Here is a 20,432-nt window from a genome sequence, read left to right on the forward strand (position 1 = left end):
GATCGCATCTTCGCCTGCAGTCTGAATTTGTGCAGCCGCGAGGCGTTAGTCGTTGCGTGAGATGAACGTTGGTATATATAATTTCACCCCATGAAACGGCGTTGGCGAGACGGGGCTTGCCAGGCCGGTAGCCGAGATCATGGGACCTTGATGGCTCGCACCTTGCAGGGCGCCGCAAGACTGGCAATTGATCCGCGGATGATCGCTCCCGCAGCGATGCATCGGCAGTCATGACGCTGACCCTCCCGGCATACTCCACCATCACCGAAATTCAGCATCATTTCGCCTGCGCCGGCTTTAGCCGCGACGTGGCGGCAAGGGCCTTGCGCAACGACCAGTCTTTCCACCACAATCATAAAAAGACGCAAGAAGGGAACGAACAATAACCGCCACAGCTTGAAGGAGAACAAGCATGTCATTTCGCAGCTATATCTCGAAGTTATCGATGAGTGCCGTCGCGCTCGCGACACTAAGCCTGTTGTCACCTTCCGCCCACGCCGCCGCACCGGAATCCAACGACCCGATCAAGATCGCGCTGTTCGACTGGACCAGCGTCAACCTGAACGCCAAGATCCTCGGCGGCATCCTGGAAAAGCTTGGCTATACGGTTGAATACCCGACCGCCGACTACCTCTCCAGCCTGACCACCGGCCTCACCAATGGCGACCTCGATGTCGGCCTGGAATTCTGGGACACCACCGCCGGCGAAGCCATGAAAGCGTCCGATGCGACCGGCCAGACCGAACGTCTCGGCAAGCTCGGACCGAAAGCCAAGGAAGAATGGTGGTTTCCCGAATACATGAAGGAAAAATGCCCGACCTTGCCGGATTGGCATGCCCTTCTGGATGCCACATGCGCCGCATCGTTCTCGACGGCGGAGACGGCGCCGAAGGGCCGCTATCTCGGCGGCCCGGTGACCTGGGAAGGCTTTGACGACGAGCGCGTCGCCGCACTGAAACTGCCCTTCACGGTCATTCATGCCGGCACCGACGCGGCGATGTTCGCCGAACTCGATTCAGCCTATCAGCGCAAGGCGCCGATCATGCTGTGGATCTATTCGCCGCATTGGGCGCCGGCCAAATACAAGGGCGAATGGGTGCAATTCCCCGAATACACGCCCGAATGCTACAACGACCCGAAATGGGGCGTGAACCCCGATGCCAAATATGACTGCGGCAAGCCGCACGGCGAGATCTGGAAATATGCCTGGAACGGCATGAAGGACAAATGGCCGGTCGCCTACAAGGTGGCCAAGGCCTATACGATCGACACCGACGAGCTCAACAAGATGAGCGGCGAGATCGACCTTGACGGCAAGACGACGGAAGACGTCGCCGCCGCCTGGATCGCCGCGCACGAAGCCGACTGGAAAGCCTGGGCGCAGTGATCGTTCCTACTGGAAAATGGGGCCTGGCCGTTTGATCGGCCGGGTCTCAAATCTTGATGGTTCCAGAAGGACGATTGGATGACGGACAGGACTGAACAGAGGTCGGCTCAACCGGGCACGGATGACCGTCCGGTGAAACTTGCCTGCCGCAATGTGTGGAAGCTGTTCGGGGCGAACGCGGCCAATTTCATTCGCGAGCACGACGGCAAGGCCAGCATGGCCGATGTCACGGCTGCCGGACTGGTCGGCGCGGTGCGGGCGGTCGATCTCGAAATCCGCCAAGGCGAAATCTTCATCATCATGGGTCTGTCGGGTTCCGGCAAATCGACGCTGGTGCGCTGCATGTCGAGGCTGGTCGAGCCGAGCCACGGCAAGGTCGAGTTCGAAGGCAAGGACCTGCTGAAGATTTCCGACGCGGCGCTGATCGAACTCAGGCGCCATCGCATGGGCATGGTGTTCCAGAACTTCGCGCTGCTGCCGCATCTCAATGTCCTGGACAACATCGCCTTTCCGCTCAGCATACAGGGGCAGGACAGGCCGAGACGCGAGGCGCGCGCCCGCGAGGTCATCGAACTCGTCGGTCTGCGTGGCCGCGAACATTTCTATCCGCGCGAGCTTTCCGGCGGCCAGCAGCAACGTGTCGGCATCGCCCGCAGCCTGGCGACAAAACCGGAGATCTGGTTCCTCGACGAGCCGTTCTCCGCGCTCGATCCGCTGATCCGCCGCGAGATGCAGGACGAGTTGATGCGGCTGCAGACCATGCTGCACAAGACCATCGTCTTCATCACCCATGATTTCGACGAGGCGATCAGGCTCGCCGACCGTATCGCCATCATGAAGGACGGCGAGGTCATCCAGACCGGCACGCCGGAAGAACTGGTGGTCAATCCGGCGACCGACTATGTCGCCGAGTTCACCCGCGACGTCGACCGCGCCAAGGTGATCTCGGCGCGCAGCCTGATGCGCGCCTGCGACGGCACAGAGCATGGCGGGACGGTGGCGCCGGAGGCCAAGATCGCCAGTTTTTCCGCCAGCATCGTTTCCGCCGGCAAGCCGTTCGCGGTGGTCAACGGCACCGGCAAGCCAATCGGTGAAGTCACACCGCAAGCGGTCATCGACCTTTTGGCCGGCATCGAACATACGAGAACCGGCACATGACGGTGACGGCAAGCGCCAGCGAGCCGAGGCCACCGCTTCAGCGGTGGCTGCTGGTCTGGGCGGCGGCACTTGCCGCCGTGCTGGCGGTGTTCCTGCTGCAGGACAGCGTCCCCTGGGCTGTCAACTATCCGGCCAACGCGGTCGTTCCCGTAGCGGACTGGGTCAGCGCGCTGATGGGCTGGATCAAGTCGAACCTATCGTGGCTGACCCGCTCGATCACCGCGGTGCTCGGCGTGCCACTCGACTTCGCGCTCAATCTGCTCGCCAAGAACTTCAAGGTCGGCCACGGCGCGGACGCCTATGTCCTGCCGCGCCTGTCCTGGGTCGGGGTGTGCGCCACGGCTTTCCTCGCCGGGCATGCCGTGGGCGGTCGCAAACTCAGCCTGCTGGTCGGCGGCTGTTTCCTCTACATCGCTCTGTTCGGCCAATGGACCAGCGCCATGCTGACGCTGGCGCTGATTTCCATAGCCGTGCCGTTCTGCATCGTCACCGGCCTGTTCGCCGGCATCTGGGCCTGGCGCAAGCCATGGGCGGAAAGGCTGATCGTCTCCCCTGCCCTCGACCTGATGCAGACCATCCCGACCTTCGCCTATCTCATCCCGATGCTGCTGCTGTTCGGCAACAGCCCGGTATCGGCGATGATCGCCACCGCCATCTTCGCGACGCCGCCGATGGTGCGGGCGACGATGCTCGGACTGACGCGGGTGCCGCTGGAGATCGGCGAATTCAGCGACATGGCCGGCTGCACGGCGCGGCAGAAACTGTGGCGGGTGCTGTTGCCGTCGGCGCGGCCGACGTTGATGGTCGGTGTCAACCAGGTGATCATGCTGGCGCTCAACATGGTGATCATCGCCTCGATGATCGGCGCCGGCGGCCTCGGCTACGATGTGCTTCTGGCGCTGCGCGCGCTGAAGGTCGGCGAAGCCATGGAGGCTGGTCTCGCCATTGTGGCGCTGGCCATCGCGCTCGACCGGCTGAGCCAGGCCATCGCGCACAAGCAGGCAAAGGGCTATGTTCACCAGGCGGTGAACCCGAGCTTCTGGCGGCGCTACCCCAATCTGACGCTGGCCATCGCCATCCTTGCCGTCACCACGCTGCTCGGCCTGTTCGTGCCGGTCTTCGCCGCGGTGCCGAAGGCCATCACCTTCACCACCGCGCCGCTGTGGAAGGCGGCGGTGAACTGGGTGACGATCAACTTCTTCGATGCGATCGAAGCCTTTCGCGTGGCGCTGATCCTCAACGTGCTCAACCCGGTGCGTACCTTCTGCGAAGGCTTTCCGTGGCTGGGGGCCGTGTTCCTGCTCGGCCTCGCCGGCTATCAGCTTTCGGGTCCGCGCCTGGCCGCCCTGGTCGCGGCACTGACCCTCTTCTGCGCCGTCACCGGGCTGTGGGAAAAAACCATGGCGACCGTATATCTCTGCGGCATCTCGGCCTTCATCGCCTGCCTGATCGGCATCCCGATCGGGCTGATGGCGGCGCGCAGCGACCGCTTCGAGAAGATCGTCACGCCCATCATCGACACGCTGCAGGTGCTGCCGTCCTTCTGCTTCATCATTCCGGTGGTGATGCTGTTCAGGGTCGGCGACGTCACCGCCATGATCGCAACGATCGCCTTCGCCGTGGTGCCGGCCATCCGCTATACCAATCATGGCATCAGGCAGGTACCACCGGCATTGATCGAGGCGGCCAAGGTGTCGGGCTGCACGCCGCGCCAGACTTTCTTTCGCGTGCAATTGCCGCTGGCGCTTCCCGAGATCATGCTCGGCGTCAACCAGACCATCCTGATGGCGCTGGCGATGATCATCATCTGCGCCATGGTCGGCACACGCGACCTCGGCCAGGAGGTGTTCATCGCGCTGTCCAAGGCCGATTCCGGCCGTGGCATCGTCGCCGGCCTGGCAATAGCCTTCATCGGCATCGTCGCCGACCGGCTGTTCAACGCCTGGACGGCGAAAGCGCGGGCAAGGCTGGGATAGGGCAGGACGACGCGCCGCGGCCTATTCCGCCGCGACGCCCTTCACCTCGAGATAGCTCTCCATCGAATCGTCCAGCGCCTGCAGCCACGGCGTATGATGCAGCGGCGCCATGGTGCCGGTCATCAGCGAGCGATAGGCGTGATCGCGGAAGCTCATGATGTCTTCCGCCTTGTGGTGTTCCCATTCCATGAAGGTCTGGTTGACCGCCTCGACATCGAAGCCGGGATAGTCGGTCTGGTCCATCAGTTCCTTGGTGTAGTCGCCCTGGAACCAGATCATCTGCTCGGCGTCCTCCAGCGTCTCCTCCCGCGCCCGCCACTTGGCACTGTGTTCGGCCATCGCCTTGGCCGAGGGAAGCTTGATGCGGCCCATGATGACATCGCGCGCGAACCAGGCCTGCGCGTCGAACATGTTGAAGGTGTAGAACTGGTCCTGCATGCCGATATAGGACAGCTTCGGATTCTTCTCCCACACCACACCTTCATAGAGGTCGAGCGGCCACATGCGGTTGGCGGTCTTGAGCTTCAGGTCGTCGGTGAGGAAGGGGAAGGAATGCAGATAACCGGTGCACAGGATGATGGCGTCGACATCCTTGGTGGTGCCGTCCTTGAAGTGCGCGGTCTTGCCGACGACCTTCTGCAAGAGCGGTACCTCTTTCCAATTCTCAGGCCATTTGAAGCCCATCGGCTTGGAGCGGTAGCTGGAGGTGATCGACTTGGCGCCGTATTTGTAGCATTGCGAGCCGATATCCTCGGCCGAATAGGAGCGGCCGATGATCAGGATATCCTTGCCCTTGAATTCCATCGCGTCGCGGAAATCATGGCTGTGCAGGATGCGGCCGTTGAAGGTCGAGAAACCCTCGAAGTAAGGCACATTGGGCACCGAGAAATGCCCGGAGGCGACGACGACATTGTCGAATTCTTCGGAATAGGTGACGTCGTTGGTGCGGTCATGCGCGGTGACGGTGAATTTCTTTGTCTCGTCGGAGAAGGTGACCATGCGCACCGGGCTGTTGAAGCGTACCCATTTGCGCAGTCCCGACTTCTCGACGCGGCCCTTGATGTAGTCCCACAGCACGGCGCGCGGCGGGTAGGAGCCGATCGGCCGGCCGAAATGCTCCTCGAAGGTATAGTCGGCGAATTCCAGGCATTCCTTGGGTCCGTTCGACCAGAGGTAACGGTACATCGAACCGTGCACGGGGTCGCCATGTTCGTCGAGGCCGGTGCGCCAGGTGTAGTTCCACAGGCCGCCCCAGTCGGACTGCTTTTCGAAGCAGACGATTTCGGGAATCTCGGCGCCCTTGTCGGCAGCCGACTTGAAGGCCCTGAGCTGTGCCAGGCCGGACGGTCCGGCTCCGATGACGGCAACGCGAGTTTTCATTTCAGGGCCTCCTCTTTTTTGATTTCCCCAGCGAAACAAATTTCACTGAGAGTGACAGTAATTGGCCCTTCCGTGCTGTCAACAGACATCTGCTGGAACGGCATTTGCGCGCAGCGGATTCCTGGCGAAAAACCTGCGGCGATTGCAGCCGCCGAGCCGGCACCTGCGACACAAGATGGCTTGCCGTCGCGGTTGCGCTCCTGTATCGGCACCTGAGATGTTCACCGTGAGTGAAATAAATCCTGAGGTTGCGGGGGCGAGATGGCAAAGACAATTTCGGATTCGAAGGCCGGTCATGGTCCTGCAAAAGCCAAGCCGTTGGCAAAGGTCTCCGCGGACGGAAAGACCATCCGCGCGCCGCTGACGCAGAACCCGCACGCCATCCGCGACACACGCGAGAAAGTGCTGGAGGTCGCGATCGGCCGCGAGGTGCGGGCGTTCCGCAAGAAGCTCGGGATCACAGTCGCCGACCTGGCGGTCGCCACCGACATTTCGCTGGGCATGCTGTCGAAGATCGAGAACGGCATCACCTCACCGTCGCTGACCACCTTGCAGGCGCTGTCACGGGCGCTCGGCGTTCCCGTCACCGCCTTCTTCCGTCGCTTCGAGGAAGAGCGAAGTGCTGTCTTCGTCAAGGCCGGCGAAGGCCTCGATGTCGAGCGCCGCGGCACACGTGCCGGTCATCAGTACAATCTGCTCGGCCATATCGGTTCGAACACCAGCGGCGTCGTCGTCGAACCCTACCTGATCACGCTGACCGAGGATTCGGACGTGTTCCCGACCTTCCAGCACGAGGGCATGGAATTCCTCTACATGCTGGAAGGCGAAGTCGTTTACCGGCACGGCGGCAACCTCTATCCGATGAAGCCCGGCGACAGCCTGTTCTTCGACGCCGACGCGCCGCATGGCCCGGAGCAGCTGACGAAGCTGCCGATGCGGTATCTGTCGATTATCTGCTATCCGCAGGGCAGTTCCGGGTGATTGGCTAATCGCCCTCTCGTGGGAGTGATGTACGGTAGCACAGAGGGGCGCGCCCTCGGCATGTCTTTGCTTGCACCGGCTCAAACCGCGCGCTTCGTCATCCTCGGGCTTGACCCGAGGATCCATGCCGCGACCTTCGCCGACGGTGCAACGGAGCAGAATCCTCAACCGTTACAACGCTTTAACGTCACGGAATGGATCCTAGGGTCTGCGCCGCGTCGCTTCGCTCCTTGCTTCGCCCAAGATGACGAATTCGATGGTTCGCGTTCCTTCGTGCCCATCTTGGCAGCTTCGACGGCAGCTCTAATCCGGCCCAAACCCTGGGCTCGTCGGGCTGCCATCATCCAGCCTCGACAGCCACTCCACCAATGTGGGGCGGTAGCGCGTCAGGCCCTTGTAGGTCGCGAGTTCTTCAGGCAGGTCGCGGATGACGCGGTGCAGGCGCCGCGCCCATTTCGGCTGCGTCACCAACTCGTCCATCTTGATCAGGTAGCAGCGGATCGGAAAGACGATGCCGTTGGAGCGCGGCAGCCGCCAGAAGCTCTGCAATTCGACGCGCAGATGGACCTTGTCGCCGACATTCTCCGGTGTCACGGTTGTCCGGTCCGGACCCCATTTGTGATAATTCTCCGGGCTGGTGTCGAGGCGCGGATTGATGGTCATCGTCCAGTTGAGACGACGTGCCGGCTTGCCTTGCTGGATGTTGGTGAGGAACTTCAGCGCCCTGACGAAAATCCCCTTCTCATGCGCCAGCGGTACCGGCGCGTGCCACTCGAAAAAATTCATGCCTATGTCGAAATCGAGCGACCAGTCGGCCTGGGTGGTGACCATGCCGGCATCCATCCACAGATTGCCGTCGCGCTGGTCGAGGATGCAGAAATCGCCCTGGCTCTGCCTCGTGATATATTCCATCGGGCCGTAAGGCAGCGTCGAGGTGTCGCCGAAGGTGAAGGTATCGTCGATGCCGAGCGGCCGGTTGATCCAGCGCCAGCGGTCACCGTCGCGCGTCAGCGTGAAATGCTCGGGATAGCCGAGCGCCTGCTGCTCCATCAAAAGCTCAAGCAGGTCCCAGCCGGCCAGCGTCATGTGCGGCAACGATTGGCAGCGCAGCGGATCCTCGGCCAGCACCAAAGCGCGGTCCTGCATCTCGGCGACATAGTGCTCGTCGACGTCGATCAGGTTCTCGAGCACGCTGCCCTTGGGGCCGACGACATGCGGTTCGATGTTGACCGCATACATGTAGGCGTCTTCGTGGAACGGGAACGGGAACCGCCTGATATGCTCAGGGCTGTTCCTGAAGGTGAAATCGTCGCGGAACGTTTCCTTGCGAAAGGTGATGCCCATGATTTCCTCCTAGAGCGAGATGCCCGCTCTATCTCTTTGTTTAGCCGCATTTCTGCGACGCCAAGTGTATCCACTTGGCTGCAAAATGTTCTACCGCTCCAAGACCAGTGACCGGCCCTCGAAGCGCGACACGCACGGCATGATCTTGCAGCCGGAACGATGGTCTTCCTCGCTCAGCCAATGGTCATTGTGGATGAACTTGCCATCGTAGGAGATGACGTTGGTCTCGCACTGGCCGCAGACGCCGCCGCGGCAGAGATACGGCGGATCCACGCCGGCCGCCTCGATGGCCTCGAGCAGGCTCTGCTGTTCGCCGACCCGGATCGTCTTGCCGCTGACGGCCAGCGTCACGTCGAAGGGCAGTCCAGGCTGGGGTGCCGCGAAATGCTCGAAATGCACGGCTTCCGACGGCCAACCCAGACTAGCCGCGCGGTCGCGCACCCAGTTGATCATGCCGGCCGGGCCACAGACATAGAGATGCGTGCCGAGCGGCTGCGTCGACAGCAGCCGGTCGAGGTCGATGCGCTCGTCGCGGTCGTCATGGTAGAGCCTGATCCGGCGGTCGTAACGCTCCCGCAGCACATCGGCATAGGTACCGAGCGAGGCGGTGCGGCAGGTGTAGTGCAATTCGAAGTTTCCGCCTTCGCCGGCCAGTTGCGCGGTCTGCGCCATGAAGGGCGTGATGCCGATGCCGCCGGCAAGCATCAGATGCTTTCTTGCACGCAGGTCGAGCGAGAACAGATTGACCGGGTAGCTGATCACCATCTCCAGCCCCGGCTTGACGCTGCGATGCATGAACAGCGAGCCGCCGCGGCCGACATCGTCGCGGCGCACGGAGATCGTGTATTCGCGCGTGTCGAGCGGCGAGCCCATCAGCGAATAGGGATTGAGCCGGGTGCGATCGCCGTCGCGCATCTCGACCACGACATGGGCGCCGCCGGAAAAGGTCGGCAACATCTGCCCGTCGCGCCGGCGGAAATGGAAGCGGGTGACCAGTTCGTTGACAGGAACGACGTCGCTTACCACGACATCGAGCTTGGTGGTGCCGGTGCTCATGGGAAGGCCTCCTCCATCGGAGGAATCTCGGAGCGATCCTCGGCGTTGATGCACACGCCCTGGAAAGCAGCGAGGCGCCTGGAGTAATGATCGCGCACCAGAAGCAGCAGCCCGCAGTGCGAACAGGTGGCGGGCTGCGTCGTCACGTTTTCGGTGATGCCTTTGCAGTGCACGCATTGCATGCGCCGTGCCAGGGAACCGCGATGCTCGGTCTGCATGGAGGTATGGTCGATGCCGGCTTCGAGCGCTACTTGCGTGGCCTGGCCGATCAGGCCTTCGGTGCCGGCGAGGTAGAGGCGCAACCCCATATGGGCATTGCTCAGTGTCTGCTTCAGTCGCGGCAGCACGCTTGCGAAGGACGGCGCCTGATGAAACTGCCCCGGCTTCAGCGCTTCGAGGGCGTCGACATGCTTGCCGTCGGGGCCCGGGATGAAGACGATTTCGGCGCCGTCGAAAAACCCGGCCGGCGCTCCTGCGGCCATGTCTGAAATAGCGAGCGCACCTTCGGCATCGGCGATGAAAAGATGGTGTTTGCCGGGCTGCGGAGAGAGCGTTCCGTAGACCGGCCGGCTGATGATGCTTTTGGCTGCCATTTAAGTCTTCGTGCCTCGAACCCCTCGCCGTTGATGATGCCTCAACCCTTGGCCGTGCGCTTGGTCTTTTTGGGATCGTCGAAAGGCAAGGGCTGCGCCGTCGCCTTGATCGACCCGTTCTTGTTGCGGATCTCGAGCTTGGTGTCCTTGACCGCGCAGTCGACGTCGAGGCGGGCGATGCCCATCGATTTCTTGACCAGCGGCGAATACATGGCACATGTCACCACGCCGACCTTTTTGCCGTCGCGGTAGACCGGTGCGCCTTCGTCGGCGGGCTCCTTGCCGTCGAGCAGCACACCATAGATCTTGAAGCGCTCCTTGCCCTTCAGCCGGTAGTGCTCCTCGGCCCCACGGAAGCCGGTCTTCCCGGGGCTGACGGTGAAGTCGAGGCCGAGTTCCCACAGCGTGTCGCCGGGGCCTTCGTTCTCGAACGGATATTTTTGGGAATTGTCGTAGGGGTAGAAAAGCAAATAACTTTCGACACGCAGCATGTCGAGCGTGGTGAAACGGCACGGAATGATGCCGGCGCTCTTGCCCTCGTCGAGAATCCTGTCCCAGATCGTGCCGGCGTCCTGGCCGCGGCAGAAGATCTCGTAGCCGCGCTCGCCGGTGTAACCGGTGCGCGAGATCATTACCGGGAAACCGAACAGCTGCGTCTGCATATGATGGAAATAGTTGAGATCGCGGATACCGGGCACATGCTTGGCCAGATAATCGACCGCGGTCGGTCCCTGCAGCGACAGATCGTGCAGATTGTCATCGAAGCGCAGCGAGACATCGCGGCCCATCGCGGCGCGCTGCAACTCCTCATGGCCGGTGCCCGAACCATGCACCACCATCCAGCTGTTCGGGCCGGTACGGTAGAGGATGCAGTCGTCAGTGAATTTTCCCGCCTCGTTCAGCATGCAGGCATAGGCCGACTTGCCCGGATAGATCTTTTCCACGTCGCGCGTGGTGGCGAGGTCGATGAGGTGCGAGGCATGAGGCCCAGTGATGTGAACCTTCTTGAGCCCCGACACATCCATCAGACCGGCCTTGGTGCGGATGGCGATGTATTCTTCGTCGGCGTCCTTGTCGTAGGTCCAGGCGGTCCCCATGCCGCTCCAGTCTTCGAGCTTCGAACCCAGCGCGCGGTGGCGGTCCGCCAGGGTCGAAAATCTCCAGGATGCCGTCATCCGCTCGTCCTCCGTTCAAAAATCCACTGTTCCCTGCTCCTTGGCGCGGAGGCCGGAGCTTTGGCTTGAATATTGACCGCAAACGCAGGAGAGCCGCAATCCCCTGAAAGCAAATAATTTCATTGTCAGGCAAAATTGACCGCCCCAAGCAAATGGTTAACCCACGTAAATTCATCTTGACAATTGCGGGAAACGGCCTGAATTTATGAAAAAAATTTCACTCTCTTGAAAGAGAGCGGCGCGCGGAGGATTCGGAACCGGGCGCCCGGAAAAGGGGAAAACCGATGTCAGACCTGCAGCAGCGCATCGAAGCGCTGTACCGTTCCGACTTGCGCGGAGCCGCGTTGCTGATCATCTGCCTGTGGGCGACGATCCTCTTCGTGCTCTTCATGACATGGCCGTACATTCCGCACGACGGCATCAAGGCCGTCGTCGCGATTGCCGCCGCCGCCGTGCTGATCTTCAACACGGCCGCGATCCTGGCGATGGTCAAGCACTACAAGGAAGACAAGGACTTCATCTACGGTCTCGATATCAAGAACGCCGACGCCTCCCGCAACCGCAAGTCCTGAGGGGTACAACGCATGTCCCGCTACACGCCGCCGGAGCAGAGCAAGACCGGCCAGGTTTTCGACATCGTGGTCGTGGTGGTCGCCATTTTCGTGGCGCTGTGGCTGCCGCTGAAACTGGGCCTTGCCGGAGCCGCCAAATCCATCGACGCGCTTGACGCCAAGACCTGGGAAGCGCTTGGCCAGAACCCGACGATGGCCTCGATCTGGGAAAAGCTCGGCTACACGCCCGAGACCGCGCACGACATCATCCAGAACCGTTTTCACTACGTCATCGACTGGCCGACGCTGATCATCATGGCGGCGGTGCTGATCGGTTATTTCGTCTTCCTGTTCCGTGCATCCGATCGCGAATATCGCGACGTCATCAACGAGAAGTTCGACGACAAGTAAAAGTTCTGGCGACGAGTCATCGGGGACACGATCATGTGGATGGCACTTTCTTACGCATGCTGGGGCATCTCGATCTTGCTCGCGATCTGGATGCTCTACGACTGGTTCAAGGTCGATACGACCTATTCCGAGGACGTTCTGACCTCGTCGCGCGAAGGCGAGCTTGAAGCCGTTTCCGAAAAACACCGGATCTGAGTGGGGATTGAACGATGACGGTCGCGCTTGAAACGGCAGAAACGGTAGTGCATGGCGGCCGGGTTTCGCTGCTCAGGGTACTTGGCCCTTCCCATGTCTGGGCCCTCGGCGTGGGTATCGTTCTGGTGGGCGAATTCACCGGCTGGAATTTTGCCGCGGACAAGGGCGGCACGCTGGCGGCGCTGATCGTCTGCTGGATCGTCGGACTGCTCTACACCTCGGTCGCCATGATTGATTCCGAGGTGACGTCGACTGTTGCCGCCGCCGGAGGCCAGTACGCGCAGGCAAAGCACATCGTCGGACCGCTGATGGCATTCAACGTCGCGCTGTTCCTGGTCTTCGCCTACACCATGCTGGAGGTTTCGGACGCTATCCTGCTCGGCGACACGATCGTCGCCAAGGCGGGGGTCGAGGGGCTGAACCACAATGCCTTCATCGCCGCGACCATCGTCGTCCTGGCCTGGCTCAATTACCGCGGCGTGCTGATGACGCTCAACGTCAACTTCGTCATCACCGCCATCGCCTATGTCTCGATCGTCATCCTGTTCTTCTCGGTCAGCCCGTGGACGCAAGGTGCCGTGCTGAAGCTGAACGAGCTGGTCACACCCGCCAATGCCCTGCCCTATGGCTGGATCGGCGTCATCGCCGCCTTCCAGTTCGGCATCTGGTTCTATCTGGGCATCGAAGGCACCACGCAGGCCGCCGAGGAAGTTCGCTCGCCGGCGCGCTCCCTGCCCTACGGCACCATGGCCGGCATGATCACGCTTCTGATCGCCGCCGCCATGACCTGGTATGTCTGCGCCTCGCTGATGCCCTGGGAATATCTCGGGATCACCTATTACCCGCTGTGGGACGCCGGCAGGCTGACCGGCAGCCCGCTGCTCGAGAACCTGCTGTTCGTCGCCACGCTGCTCGCGGCCCTGGCATCGGCCAATGGCTGCATCAACGACGCGGCACGCGCCTGGTTCTCGCTCGGTCGCGATCGCTATCTGCCGAGCTGGTTCTCGGCCGTGCATCCCAAATACCGCACGCCTTACCGGTCGATCCTGTTCCTGCTGCCAATCGCGCTCGCCTTCGCCTTCATCGCCGACCTCAACCAGGCGATCACCTTCTCGATCCTGTCAGGCGTGCTGCAATACACTTTCATGAGCATCAATATCATGATGTTCCGCAAGAAGTGGCCGCTCGGCACGATCCGCCGCGGCTATACGCATCCCTTCCATCCGCTGCCGGCGATCGTGCTGTTCTGCCTGTGCGTGGTGACTTTCTTCGCCATCTTCCTCGGCTTCGGTTCGCAGCTGAGCGCCATGGTCGCGTTCTACTTCCTGATCTCGTTGTGGTTCCACTTCTACCGCTACAAATTCGTGCGGCGTGGCGACCAGTTCACCATGCCCTGGCCGAAACCTCAGGGCTATTGATGGGAGTAGGCTTGTCCGGATTCGGGGTGAGCCTGGCATGACAAAATGTCCGAAGTGACATCAGCACTATTCGCCGGGGCCATTGTCCTGGCTCTCGCCCTCCATCTTGCGTGGCTGGCGCGTCGCGGCCGCAACAGGGTTCTGGCGGCGCTTGCCGCCGACGAGGCCGCCGTCCGAACCGTCATCGCCGATGCCGCCGATGTTTCTGACGGCACCGCCGGTGTCATCACCTGGGAAGGATCGTGGAGCGGCCAACGCGTTCAACTGCGCACCATTGTCGATACGCTGGCAACAAGAAAACTCCCGGCCCGCTGGCTCAGCGTTTCGATCATCGAAAAGGTCGCGGTGCAGGCCACGTTCGACATGATGATGCGGCCGGGCTCGCCGACGACCTTCTCCAATTTCGACCATCTCCAGCATACGCTGCCCAAGGCTCCGGGATTTCCAGCCGAGGCGGTGCTGCGCACCGACCGTCGAGGCACGCGTTTCCCGCAAGGCATCATCGCCGACCACCTGGAACCCTTTTCGGAAGGACGCGCCAAGGAACTGTTGATCACCCCCGGAGGTGCGCGCATCGTCTGGCTGCTGGCCGAGGCCGAGCGGGCACGCTACGGCGTTTTCCGGCAGGCCGCCTTCGTTGACGCTCGGATCGATCCGACGCTTGTTCAGCGGCTGCTTGTCTCCCTCTCGGAGCTGCGAGACGCCATCAATCGCAGCGAACGGCAAGCCGCATGACCAGTCCAATCCCCAAGCCAGCCCCGGTGAGCCCTTATCTCGTCCTGGGTTCGGCCATCGTGCTGCCGGCAAGCGGCCATGTCATTCTGGGCGTGCCGGTGCGCGGGCTGCAGTTTCTGTTCTTCATGATGATCCTGGCCTGGGTGACCGTCAGGATCGCGCCGCCGGACGCCGGCTTCATCGGCCGTCATGCCGGTGGCTTCCTGATCTATGCCCTGTCGATCCTCGACGCCTACAAGCTCGCCCGCATCCGCCACGCCCGATGGGTTCACAATGCCGTGCAGGACAGCGAGAATTCGCATGGCGGCATTGCGCCACATACGTAACTAGAGGAAAATTTTTTTCATATGATTGAATTCACACAACGCATTCGATACATCATCTCTTAGCTGCAAACGCCGGGAGGCTGACATGTGTGGAATTGTCGGACTGTTTTTGAAGGACAAGTCGCTGGAGCCGAAGCTCGGCGCGATGCTGTCGGAGATGCTGGTCTCGCTCAGCGATCGCGGCCCGGACAGTGCCGGCATCGCCATCTATGGCGCGCCCTCCAGGAATGAAGCCAAGATAACCATCCAGTCGGCGAAGCCGGCGCGCGATTTTCGCGACCTCGATAGCGAGCTTGCCAAGGCGATCGGTGTGCCGGTGAGCATAGCGGTGAAATCGACTCATGCCGTCGTCAGGACAGCGCCTGCCAAGATCGACGAAGCGCGCGAGGCGATCCAGGCGCTGCGCCCCGATATCCGCATCATGGGCGCCGGCGACGTGGTCGAGATCTACAAGGAAGTCGGGCTGCCGGAAGCGGTCGTCGATCGCTTCGATGTCCGCAAGATGGCAGGCACGCATGGCATCGGCCACACCCGCATGGCAACGGAATCGGCGGTGACGACCATGGGCGCGCATCCGTTCTCGACCGGCGCCGACCAGTGCCTGGTGCACAATGGCTCGCTCTCCAACCACAACAATGTCCGCCGCGAACTGGTTCGCGAAGGCATGAAATTCGAGACCGAGAACGATACAGAGGTCGCCGCCGCCTACCTCTCCTCGCAGATGGCGCATGGCAAGAACCTCGGCGAAGCGCTGGAAGGCACGCTTTCCGACCTCGACGGCTTCTTCACCTTCGTCGTCGGCACCAAGAACGGTTTCGGCGTCGTGCGCGACCCGATTGCCTGCAAGCCCGCCGTCATGGCCGAGACCGACCAATATGTCGCCTTCGGCTCGGAATATCGCGCGCTGACCAAGCTGCCCGGCATAGACAATGCGAGGGTCTGGGAACCGGAACCCGCAACTGTCTATTTCTGGGAGCATTGAGTTCATGCCGGCAACCAAACTTTCGAAGGCAGCGACGCAAGACCACGCCTCCCGGATCTTCGATCTCGATGTGTCGTCGCTGCGCGAGCTCAACCAGGCGCTGCACAACCTGGCTCCGGGCTCGAATGAAACGGCATGGGAAGTGCTGCACCCGAAGGGCAGCCATTCGGTCGCCGTCGGGGTCGACCAGCCTGTCAGCATCGATGTGCGCGGCAGCGTCGGCTACTACTGCGGAGGCATGAATTCGGGCAGCACCATCACCGTCCATGGTTCGGCGGGACCCGGCGTCGGCGAGAACATGATGTCGGGGTCGATCATCGTGAAAGGCGATGCCAGCCAGTATGCCGGCGCAACCGGCAAGGGTGGCCTGCTGGTCATCGAGGGCAACGCGTCGTCGCGCTGCGGCATTTCGATGAAGGGCATCGACATCGTCGTGCACGGCAATATCGGCCACATGTCGGCCTTCATGGCGCAGTCCGGCAATCTGGTGGTGCTGGGCGATGCCGGCGATGCGCTGGGCGATTCCATCTACGAGGCGCGGCTGTTCGTGCGCGGCAAGGTCGACAGCCTGGGTGCCGACTGTATCGCCAAGGAGATGCGGCCCGAGCATCTCGAGTTGCTGCAAGGCCTGCTCGACCGCGCCGGCATCACCGGCGTCAAGCCGTCGGAGTTCAAGCGCTACGGCTCGGCGCGCACGCTCTACAATTTCAATATCGACAACGCCGACGCGTATTGAGGCAGCATGACCTATCGCAACCCGCCGACGACGCCGCGCAAATCCGCGACCTTCGACGACTACACGCTTTCCGAGATCCGCCGCGCCGCGGCGACCGGCATCTATGACATCCGGGGCGCCGGCGCCAAGCGCAAGCTGCCGCATTTCGACGACCTGCTGTTCCTCGGCGCCTCGATCTCGCGCTATCCGCTCGAAGGCTATCGCGAGCGCTGCGATACCTCGGTCGTGCTCGGCTCGCGCCACGCCAAGAAGCCGATCGAGCTTAAGATCCCGATCACCATCGCCGGCATGAGCTTCGGTTCGCTGTCGGGCCCGGCCAAGGAAGCGCTCGGGCGCGGCGCGACGCTGTCAGGCACCTCGACCACGACGGGCGATGGCGGCATGACCGAGGAGGAGCGCGGCCATTCCAAACAACTGGTCTACCAATATTTGCCGTCGCGCTACGGCATGAACCTGCGCGACCTGCGCCGCGCCGATGCCATCGAGGTCGTTGTCGGCCAGGGCGCCAAGCCGGGTGGCGGCGGCATGCTGCTCGGCCAGAAAATCTCCGACCGCGTCGCCGAGATGCGCACGCTGCCGAAAGGCATCGACCAGCGCTCGGCCTCGCGCCATCCCGACTGGACCGGCCCGGACGATCTCGAGATCAAGATCCTCGAACTGCGCGAGATCACCGACTGGGAAAAGCCGATCTACGTCAAGGTCGGCGGTGCCCGCCCCTATTACGACACCGCGCTCGCCGTGAAGGCCGGCGCCGATGTCGTCGTGGTGGACGGCATGCAGGGCGGCACGGCGGCAACGCAGGAAGTGTTCATCGAGAATGTCGGCCAGCCGACACTCGCCTGCATCAGGCCGGCAGTGCAGGCACTGCAGGACTTGGGCATGCACCGCAAGGTGCAGTTGATCGTCTCCGGCGGCATCCGCAACGGCGCCGATGTCGCCAAGGCGCTGGCGCTCGGCGTCGATGCCGTCTCGATCGGAACGGCAGCCCTGGTCGCGCTCGGCGACAACGACCCCCGCTGGGAGGCGGAATACAACAAACTCGGCACCACGGCCGGCGCCTATGACGACTGGCATGAAGGCCGCGACCCCGCCGGCATCACCACGCAGGATCCCGAACTGATGAAGCGGGTCGACCCAGTGGCCGCCGGCCGCCGGCTGGCCAACTACCTCAAGGTGATGACGCTCGAGGCGCAGACAATCGCGCGAGCCTGCGGCAAGAACAGCCTGCACAATCTTGAGCCCGAGGATCTCGTCGCGCTCACCATCGAAGCCGCCGCCATGGCTGGCGTACCGCTGGCCGGCACCAACTGGATACCGGGGAAGAACGGCTTCTAGAGCATGATCCTGAAAAGTGAATTCCGGTTTCCGGAAGAGATCACGCTCGAACGAAGAAACAGCACACCGAAAATACCATAAGCGAGGAACTATAATGGGGAACGATCTCGCCGCATTCGCCAAGGAGAACGGCGTCAAATATTTCATGATCTCCTACACCGATCTGTTCGGCGGCCAGCGCGCCAAGCTGGTGCCGGCGCAAGCCATCGCCGACATGCAGAAGGACGGCGCCGGCTTCGCAGGGTTTGCCACCTGGCTCGATCTGACGCCGGCGCATCCGGACATGCTGGCGGTGCCGGATCCGGATTCGGTCATCCAGTTGCCATGGAAGCCCGACGTCGCCTGGGTCGCCGCGAACTGCATCATGGACGACAAGGAGGTCGACCAGGCGCCGCGCAACACGCTGAAGCGGCTGATCACGGAGGCTGCCGGCGACGGCATGCATGTGAAGACCGGCGTCGAGGCCGAATTCTTTTTGATCTCGCCGGACGGCAGCGTCATCTCCGACAAATACGACACGGCCTCGAAACCGTGCTACGACCAGCAGGCCGTGATGCGCCGCTACGACGTCATCGCCGAGATATGCGATCACATGCTGGCGCTGGGCTGGGGCCCCTACCAGAACGATCACGAGGACGCCAACGGCCAGTTCGAGATGAACTGGGCCTTCGACGATGCGCTCGCGACCGCCGACAAGCACTCGTTCTTCAAGTTTATGGTCAAGTCAGTGGCCGAGAAGCACGGCCTGCGCGCCACCTTCATGCCAAAACCCTTCCAGGGCCTGACCGGCAATGGCTGCCATGCTCATATCTCGGTGTGGGACAAGACGGGCAAGACCAATGTCTTTGCCGACAATTCGATGGAACTCGGCCTGTCGGCCAAGGGCAAGAATTTCCTCGGCGGCATCATGAAGCATGCCTCGGCGCTTGCCGCGATCACCAACCCGACGGTCAATTCCTACAAGCGCATCAACGCGCCGCGCACAATCTCCGGCGCGACCTGGGCGCCGAACACGGTCACCTGGACCGGCAACAACCGCACCCACATGGTGCGCGTGCCAGGCCCCGGCCGCTTCGAACTGCGCCTGCCGGACGGCGCGGCCAACCCTTATCTGTTGCAGGCCGTCATCATCGCCGCCGGCCTCGACGGCATCCGCTCGAAGGCCGATCCGGGCAAGCGCTACGACATCGACATGTACCAGCACGGGCACACGGTGAAGGGCGCGCCGAAACTGCCGCTCAACCTGCTCGACGCGCTGCGCGAGTTCGACAAGGACAAATCGTTGAAGACGGCGCTGGGTGAGGAATTCTCGTCGGCTTACCTAAAGCTGAAGCACCAGGAATGGAATTCCTATGCTTCGCACTTCACGCAATGGGAGCGCGACCACACGCTGGACATCTAGCCGTACCAGCGGTGCGAGCGACCTCGGAATGAACTGATGAAATACTCGATCTTCTCGCTCGCACGGGCCGCCCTTTCCGGCCACAAGAACTGGCAACGCACCTGGCGCGACGCCACGCCGAAAGATCGCTATGACGTGGTGATCATCGGCGGCGGCGGCCATGGCCTTGCCACGGCCTGGTTTCTCGCCAGCGAATACGGCGTCAGGAATGTCGCCGTGCTGGAAAAGGGCTGGATCGGCTCCGGCAATGCCGGCCGCAACACCACGATCATCCGCTCCAATTACGGCCTGCCGGGCAACACCGGCTTCTACGAATTGTCGATGAAGCTGTGGGAGCGGATGGAGCAGGACCTCAACTACAATTCAATGGTCAGCCAGCGCGGCGTCATCAACCTCTACCATTCGGACGCGCAGCGCGACGCCTATGCGCGACGCGGCAACACCATGCGCATCAACGGCATCGACGCCGAACTGCTCGACCTCGCGGCGGTCAAGAAGATGATGCCGTTCCTGAACTTCGACAATGCGCGCTTTCCCGTGCAAGGCGGGCTGTTGCAGCGGCGCGGCGGCACGGCGCGGCACGACGCCGTGGTCTGGGGCTACGCCCATGCGGCGAGCGGTCTCGGCGTCGACATTATCCAGAATTGCGAGGTGACAGGCTTTGTCAGGGACGCCAACGGCAAGGTGACCGGCGTCGAGACCTCGCGCGGCAGGATCGGCGCCGGCAAGGTCGGCATGGCGGTCGCCGGCTCCTCGTCGCGCGTCGCTGATATGGCGGGCCTGCGCCTGCCGATCGAAAGCCATGTGCTGCAAGCCTTCGTTTCCGAGGCGATCAAGCCGCTGATCCCAAACGTCATGACATTCGGCGCCGGCCATTTCTATGTCAGCCAGTCGGACAAGGGTGGGCTGGTCTTCGGCGGCGACATTGACGGCTACAACTCCTATGCCCAGCGCGGCAACATGCCCGTGATGGAAGACGTCTGCGAGGGCGGCATGGCGCTGATGCCGATGATCGGCCGCGTGCGCCTGCTGCGCCAGTGGGGCGGCATCATGGACATGTCCATGGACGGCTCGCCCATCATCGACAAGACGCCGGTCGACGGCCTCTACTTGAACGCCGGCTGGTGCTATGGCGGCTTCAAGGCAACGCCAGGATCGGGCTTTGTCTTTGCCCATCTGCTGGCCCGCGACACGCCGCATGAGGAGGCCGCACGGTTCCGCCTCGACCGGTTCCGGACTGGCGCCATGATCGACGAAAAGGGCCAGGGCGCCCAACCGAACCTGCACTGAG

At 62.3% G+C, this 20,432-nt stretch carries 22 protein-coding genes; 16 read left to right on the forward strand and 6 right to left on the reverse strand.

All coding sequences use genetic code 11. The features are described from left to right. The first annotated feature begins 230 nt into the window (after positions 1-230). The 4 genes from EB230_RS26435 (at position 231) to EB230_RS26450 (ending at position 4,521) form a co-directional block, all read left to right on the forward strand. Positions 231-386, forward strand: coding sequence for a hypothetical protein (locus EB230_RS26435; RefSeq protein ID WP_155772374.1), 156 nt, complete (start codon positions 231-233; stop codon positions 384-386). A 26-nt stretch (positions 387-412) separates the two neighbouring features. Next, positions 413-1,387, forward strand: a complete 975-nt coding sequence (locus EB230_RS26440) for an ABC transporter substrate-binding protein (protein WP_056564253.1) — start codon at positions 413-415, stop codon at positions 1,385-1,387. 78 nt (positions 1,388-1,465) lie between these two features. Then, positions 1,466-2,545: a glycine betaine/L-proline ABC transporter ATP-binding protein gene (locus EB230_RS26445; RefSeq protein ID WP_172374221.1), complete on the forward strand. Its 1,080-nt coding sequence runs from the start codon at positions 1,466-1,468 to the stop codon at positions 2,543-2,545. After that, entirely contained in the window at positions 2,542-4,521 is a 1,980-nt protein-coding gene (locus EB230_RS26450) for an ABC transporter permease subunit (RefSeq protein WP_056564260.1), read from the forward strand. The genes EB230_RS26445 and EB230_RS26450 overlap by 4 nt, the downstream gene beginning before the upstream one ends. A 21-nt stretch (positions 4,522-4,542) precedes the next feature. On the opposite strand, the gene EB230_RS26455 is transcribed toward EB230_RS26450, so the two are convergent. Together EB230_RS26455 and EB230_RS26460 are read right to left on the reverse strand one after the other, a co-directional pair. Beyond that, positions 4,543-5,901 carry an NAD(P)/FAD-dependent oxidoreductase gene (locus EB230_RS26455; RefSeq protein ID WP_056564262.1) on the reverse strand — a complete coding sequence of 453 codons (1,359 nt, stop codon included), beginning with the start codon at positions 5,899-5,901 and terminating at the stop codon, positions 4,543-4,545. Then, complete coding sequence (locus tag EB230_RS26460) at positions 5,898-6,113, reverse strand: hypothetical protein (RefSeq protein WP_172374222.1); 216 nt, start codon at positions 6,111-6,113, stop codon at positions 5,898-5,900. The genes EB230_RS26455 and EB230_RS26460 overlap by 4 nt, the downstream gene beginning before the upstream one ends. Before the next feature lie 49 nt (positions 6,114-6,162). Here EB230_RS26460 and EB230_RS26465 point away from each other — a divergent pair, with 49 nt between their 5' ends. Further along, complete coding sequence (locus tag EB230_RS26465; RefSeq protein WP_056564265.1) at positions 6,163-6,882, forward strand: XRE family transcriptional regulator; 720 nt, start codon at positions 6,163-6,165, stop codon at positions 6,880-6,882. Positions 6,883-7,185: 303 nt separating this feature from the next. Here the strand turns inward: EB230_RS26465 and EB230_RS26470 are convergent, their stop codons facing one another. The 4 genes from EB230_RS26470 to EB230_RS26485 form a co-directional block, all read right to left on the reverse strand. Continuing rightward, positions 7,186-8,226: a DUF3445 domain-containing protein gene (locus EB230_RS26470; RefSeq protein WP_172374223.1), complete on the reverse strand. Its 1,041-nt coding sequence runs from the start codon at positions 8,224-8,226 to the stop codon at positions 7,186-7,188. Between the two features lie 90 nt (positions 8,227-8,316). Then, positions 8,317-9,282, reverse strand: a complete 966-nt coding sequence (locus EB230_RS26475; protein ID WP_172374224.1) for a PDR/VanB family oxidoreductase — start codon at positions 9,280-9,282, stop codon at positions 8,317-8,319. Further along, a complete protein-coding gene (locus EB230_RS26480; protein ID WP_172374225.1) occupies positions 9,279-9,875 on the reverse strand; it encodes a dimethylamine monooxygenase subunit DmmA family protein in 597 nt (198 codons plus the stop codon). Before EB230_RS26480 ends, EB230_RS26475 begins: the two co-directional genes overlap by 4 nt. A 41-nt stretch (positions 9,876-9,916) precedes the next feature. Beyond that, positions 9,917-11,050, reverse strand: coding sequence for an aminomethyltransferase family protein (locus EB230_RS26485; protein WP_172374226.1), 1,134 nt, complete (start codon positions 11,048-11,050; stop codon positions 9,917-9,919). A gap of 284 nt (positions 11,051-11,334) precedes the next feature. Here EB230_RS26485 and EB230_RS26490 point away from each other — a divergent pair, with 284 nt between their 5' ends. The 11 genes from EB230_RS26490 to EB230_RS26540 all read left to right on the forward strand — a co-directional run bounded on the left by EB230_RS26490 (position 11,335) and on the right by EB230_RS26540 (position 20,431). After that, a complete protein-coding gene (locus EB230_RS26490; RefSeq protein WP_056564288.1) occupies positions 11,335-11,622 on the forward strand; it encodes a hypothetical protein in 288 nt (95 codons plus the stop codon). Positions 11,623-11,634: 12 nt separating this feature from the next. Then, entirely contained in the window at positions 11,635-12,012 is a 378-nt protein-coding gene (locus EB230_RS26495; protein ID WP_056564291.1) for a hypothetical protein, read from the forward strand. 39 nt (positions 12,013-12,051) lie between these two features. Next, on the forward strand, positions 12,052-12,207 hold the full coding sequence (locus EB230_RS26500; RefSeq protein WP_162258859.1) for a hypothetical protein: 156 nt from the start codon (positions 12,052-12,054) through the stop codon (positions 12,205-12,207). A 14-nt stretch (positions 12,208-12,221) separates the two neighbouring features. After that, a complete protein-coding gene (locus EB230_RS26505; RefSeq protein ID WP_056564294.1) occupies positions 12,222-13,625 on the forward strand; it encodes an amino acid permease in 1,404 nt (467 codons plus the stop codon). A 45-nt stretch (positions 13,626-13,670) separates the two neighbouring features. Next, a complete protein-coding gene (locus tag EB230_RS26510) occupies positions 13,671-14,360 on the forward strand; it encodes a hypothetical protein (RefSeq protein WP_056564297.1) in 690 nt (229 codons plus the stop codon). Continuing rightward, positions 14,357-14,686 (forward strand): hypothetical protein, encoded by a 330-nt coding sequence (locus tag EB230_RS26515; protein ID WP_056564300.1) that lies wholly within the window; start codon positions 14,357-14,359, stop codon positions 14,684-14,686. Before EB230_RS26510 ends, EB230_RS26515 begins: the two co-directional genes overlap by 4 nt. A gap of 85 nt (positions 14,687-14,771) precedes the next feature. After that, on the forward strand, positions 14,772-15,668 hold the full coding sequence (locus EB230_RS26520) for a glutamine amidotransferase family protein (RefSeq protein ID WP_056564304.1): 897 nt from the start codon (positions 14,772-14,774) through the stop codon (positions 15,666-15,668). A gap of 4 nt (positions 15,669-15,672) precedes the next feature. Continuing rightward, positions 15,673-16,404: a GXGXG domain-containing protein gene (locus EB230_RS26525; protein WP_056564307.1), complete on the forward strand. Its 732-nt coding sequence runs from the start codon at positions 15,673-15,675 to the stop codon at positions 16,402-16,404. A 6-nt stretch (positions 16,405-16,410) separates the two neighbouring features. Beyond that, the gene (locus EB230_RS26530; RefSeq protein WP_056564310.1) at positions 16,411-17,739 is read left to right on the forward strand and encodes an FMN-binding glutamate synthase family protein; all 1,329 of its coding nucleotides are present in this window, start codon (positions 16,411-16,413) and stop codon (positions 17,737-17,739) included. A 94-nt stretch (positions 17,740-17,833) separates the two neighbouring features. Continuing rightward, entirely contained in the window at positions 17,834-19,141 is a 1,308-nt protein-coding gene (gene glnT, locus EB230_RS26535; RefSeq protein ID WP_056564313.1) for a type III glutamate--ammonia ligase, read from the forward strand. 36 nt (positions 19,142-19,177) lie between these two features. Further along, entirely contained in the window at positions 19,178-20,431 is a 1,254-nt protein-coding gene (locus EB230_RS26540) for a sarcosine oxidase subunit beta family protein (protein WP_056564316.1), read from the forward strand. The last annotated feature ends 1 nt before the right edge of the window (position 20,432 follow it).

It is taken from the genome of Mesorhizobium sp. NZP2234 (assembly GCF_013170765.1).
Lineage (GTDB): Bacteria > Pseudomonadota > Alphaproteobacteria > Rhizobiales > Rhizobiaceae > Mesorhizobium > Mesorhizobium loti_D.

What these genes read in the sequence shown, in the direction of transcription:
- EB230_RS26505 (WP_056564294.1), top strand. Translation starts at nt 12,222, where the DNA reads ATGACGGTCGCGCTTGAAACGGCAGAAACGGTAGTGCATGGCGGCCGG.
- EB230_RS26510 (WP_056564297.1), top strand. Translation starts at nt 13,671, where the DNA reads ATGTCCGAAGTGACATCAGCACTATTCGCCGGGGCCATTGTCCTGGCT.
- glnT (WP_056564313.1), top strand. Translation starts at nt 17,834, where the DNA reads ATGGGGAACGATCTCGCCGCATTCGCCAAGGAGAACGGCGTCAAATAT.
- EB230_RS26455 (WP_056564262.1), bottom strand. Translation starts at nt 5,901, where the DNA reads ATGAAAACTCGCGTTGCCGTCATCGGAGCCGGACCGTCCGGCCTGGCA.
- EB230_RS26450 (WP_056564260.1), top strand. Translation starts at nt 2,542, where the DNA reads ATGACGGTGACGGCAAGCGCCAGCGAGCCGAGGCCACCGCTTCAGCGG.
- EB230_RS26495 (WP_056564291.1), top strand. Translation starts at nt 11,635, where the DNA reads ATGTCCCGCTACACGCCGCCGGAGCAGAGCAAGACCGGCCAGGTTTTC.
- EB230_RS26490 (WP_056564288.1), top strand. Translation starts at nt 11,335, where the DNA reads ATGTCAGACCTGCAGCAGCGCATCGAAGCGCTGTACCGTTCCGACTTG.
- EB230_RS26480 (WP_172374225.1), bottom strand. Translation starts at nt 9,875, where the DNA reads ATGGCAGCCAAAAGCATCATCAGCCGGCCGGTCTACGGAACGCTCTCT.
- EB230_RS26435 (WP_155772374.1), top strand. Translation starts at nt 231, where the DNA reads ATGACGCTGACCCTCCCGGCATACTCCACCATCACCGAAATTCAGCAT.
- EB230_RS26520 (WP_056564304.1), top strand. Translation starts at nt 14,772, where the DNA reads ATGTGTGGAATTGTCGGACTGTTTTTGAAGGACAAGTCGCTGGAGCCG.
- EB230_RS26475 (WP_172374224.1), bottom strand. Translation starts at nt 9,282, where the DNA reads ATGAGCACCGGCACCACCAAGCTCGATGTCGTGGTAAGCGACGTCGTT.
- EB230_RS26465 (WP_056564265.1), top strand. Translation starts at nt 6,163, where the DNA reads ATGGCAAAGACAATTTCGGATTCGAAGGCCGGTCATGGTCCTGCAAAA.
- EB230_RS26525 (WP_056564307.1), top strand. Translation starts at nt 15,673, where the DNA reads ATGCCGGCAACCAAACTTTCGAAGGCAGCGACGCAAGACCACGCCTCC.
- EB230_RS26445 (WP_172374221.1), top strand. Translation starts at nt 1,466, where the DNA reads ATGACGGACAGGACTGAACAGAGGTCGGCTCAACCGGGCACGGATGAC.
- EB230_RS26515 (WP_056564300.1), top strand. Translation starts at nt 14,357, where the DNA reads ATGACCAGTCCAATCCCCAAGCCAGCCCCGGTGAGCCCTTATCTCGTC.
- EB230_RS26500 (WP_162258859.1), top strand. Translation starts at nt 12,052, where the DNA reads ATGGCACTTTCTTACGCATGCTGGGGCATCTCGATCTTGCTCGCGATC.
- EB230_RS26540 (WP_056564316.1), top strand. Translation starts at nt 19,178, where the DNA reads ATGAAATACTCGATCTTCTCGCTCGCACGGGCCGCCCTTTCCGGCCAC.
- EB230_RS26470 (WP_172374223.1), bottom strand. Translation starts at nt 8,226, where the DNA reads ATGGGCATCACCTTTCGCAAGGAAACGTTCCGCGACGATTTCACCTTC.
- EB230_RS26485 (WP_172374226.1), bottom strand. Translation starts at nt 11,050, where the DNA reads ATGACGGCATCCTGGAGATTTTCGACCCTGGCGGACCGCCACCGCGCG.
- EB230_RS26530 (WP_056564310.1), top strand. Translation starts at nt 16,411, where the DNA reads ATGACCTATCGCAACCCGCCGACGACGCCGCGCAAATCCGCGACCTTC.
- EB230_RS26440 (WP_056564253.1), top strand. Translation starts at nt 413, where the DNA reads ATGTCATTTCGCAGCTATATCTCGAAGTTATCGATGAGTGCCGTCGCG.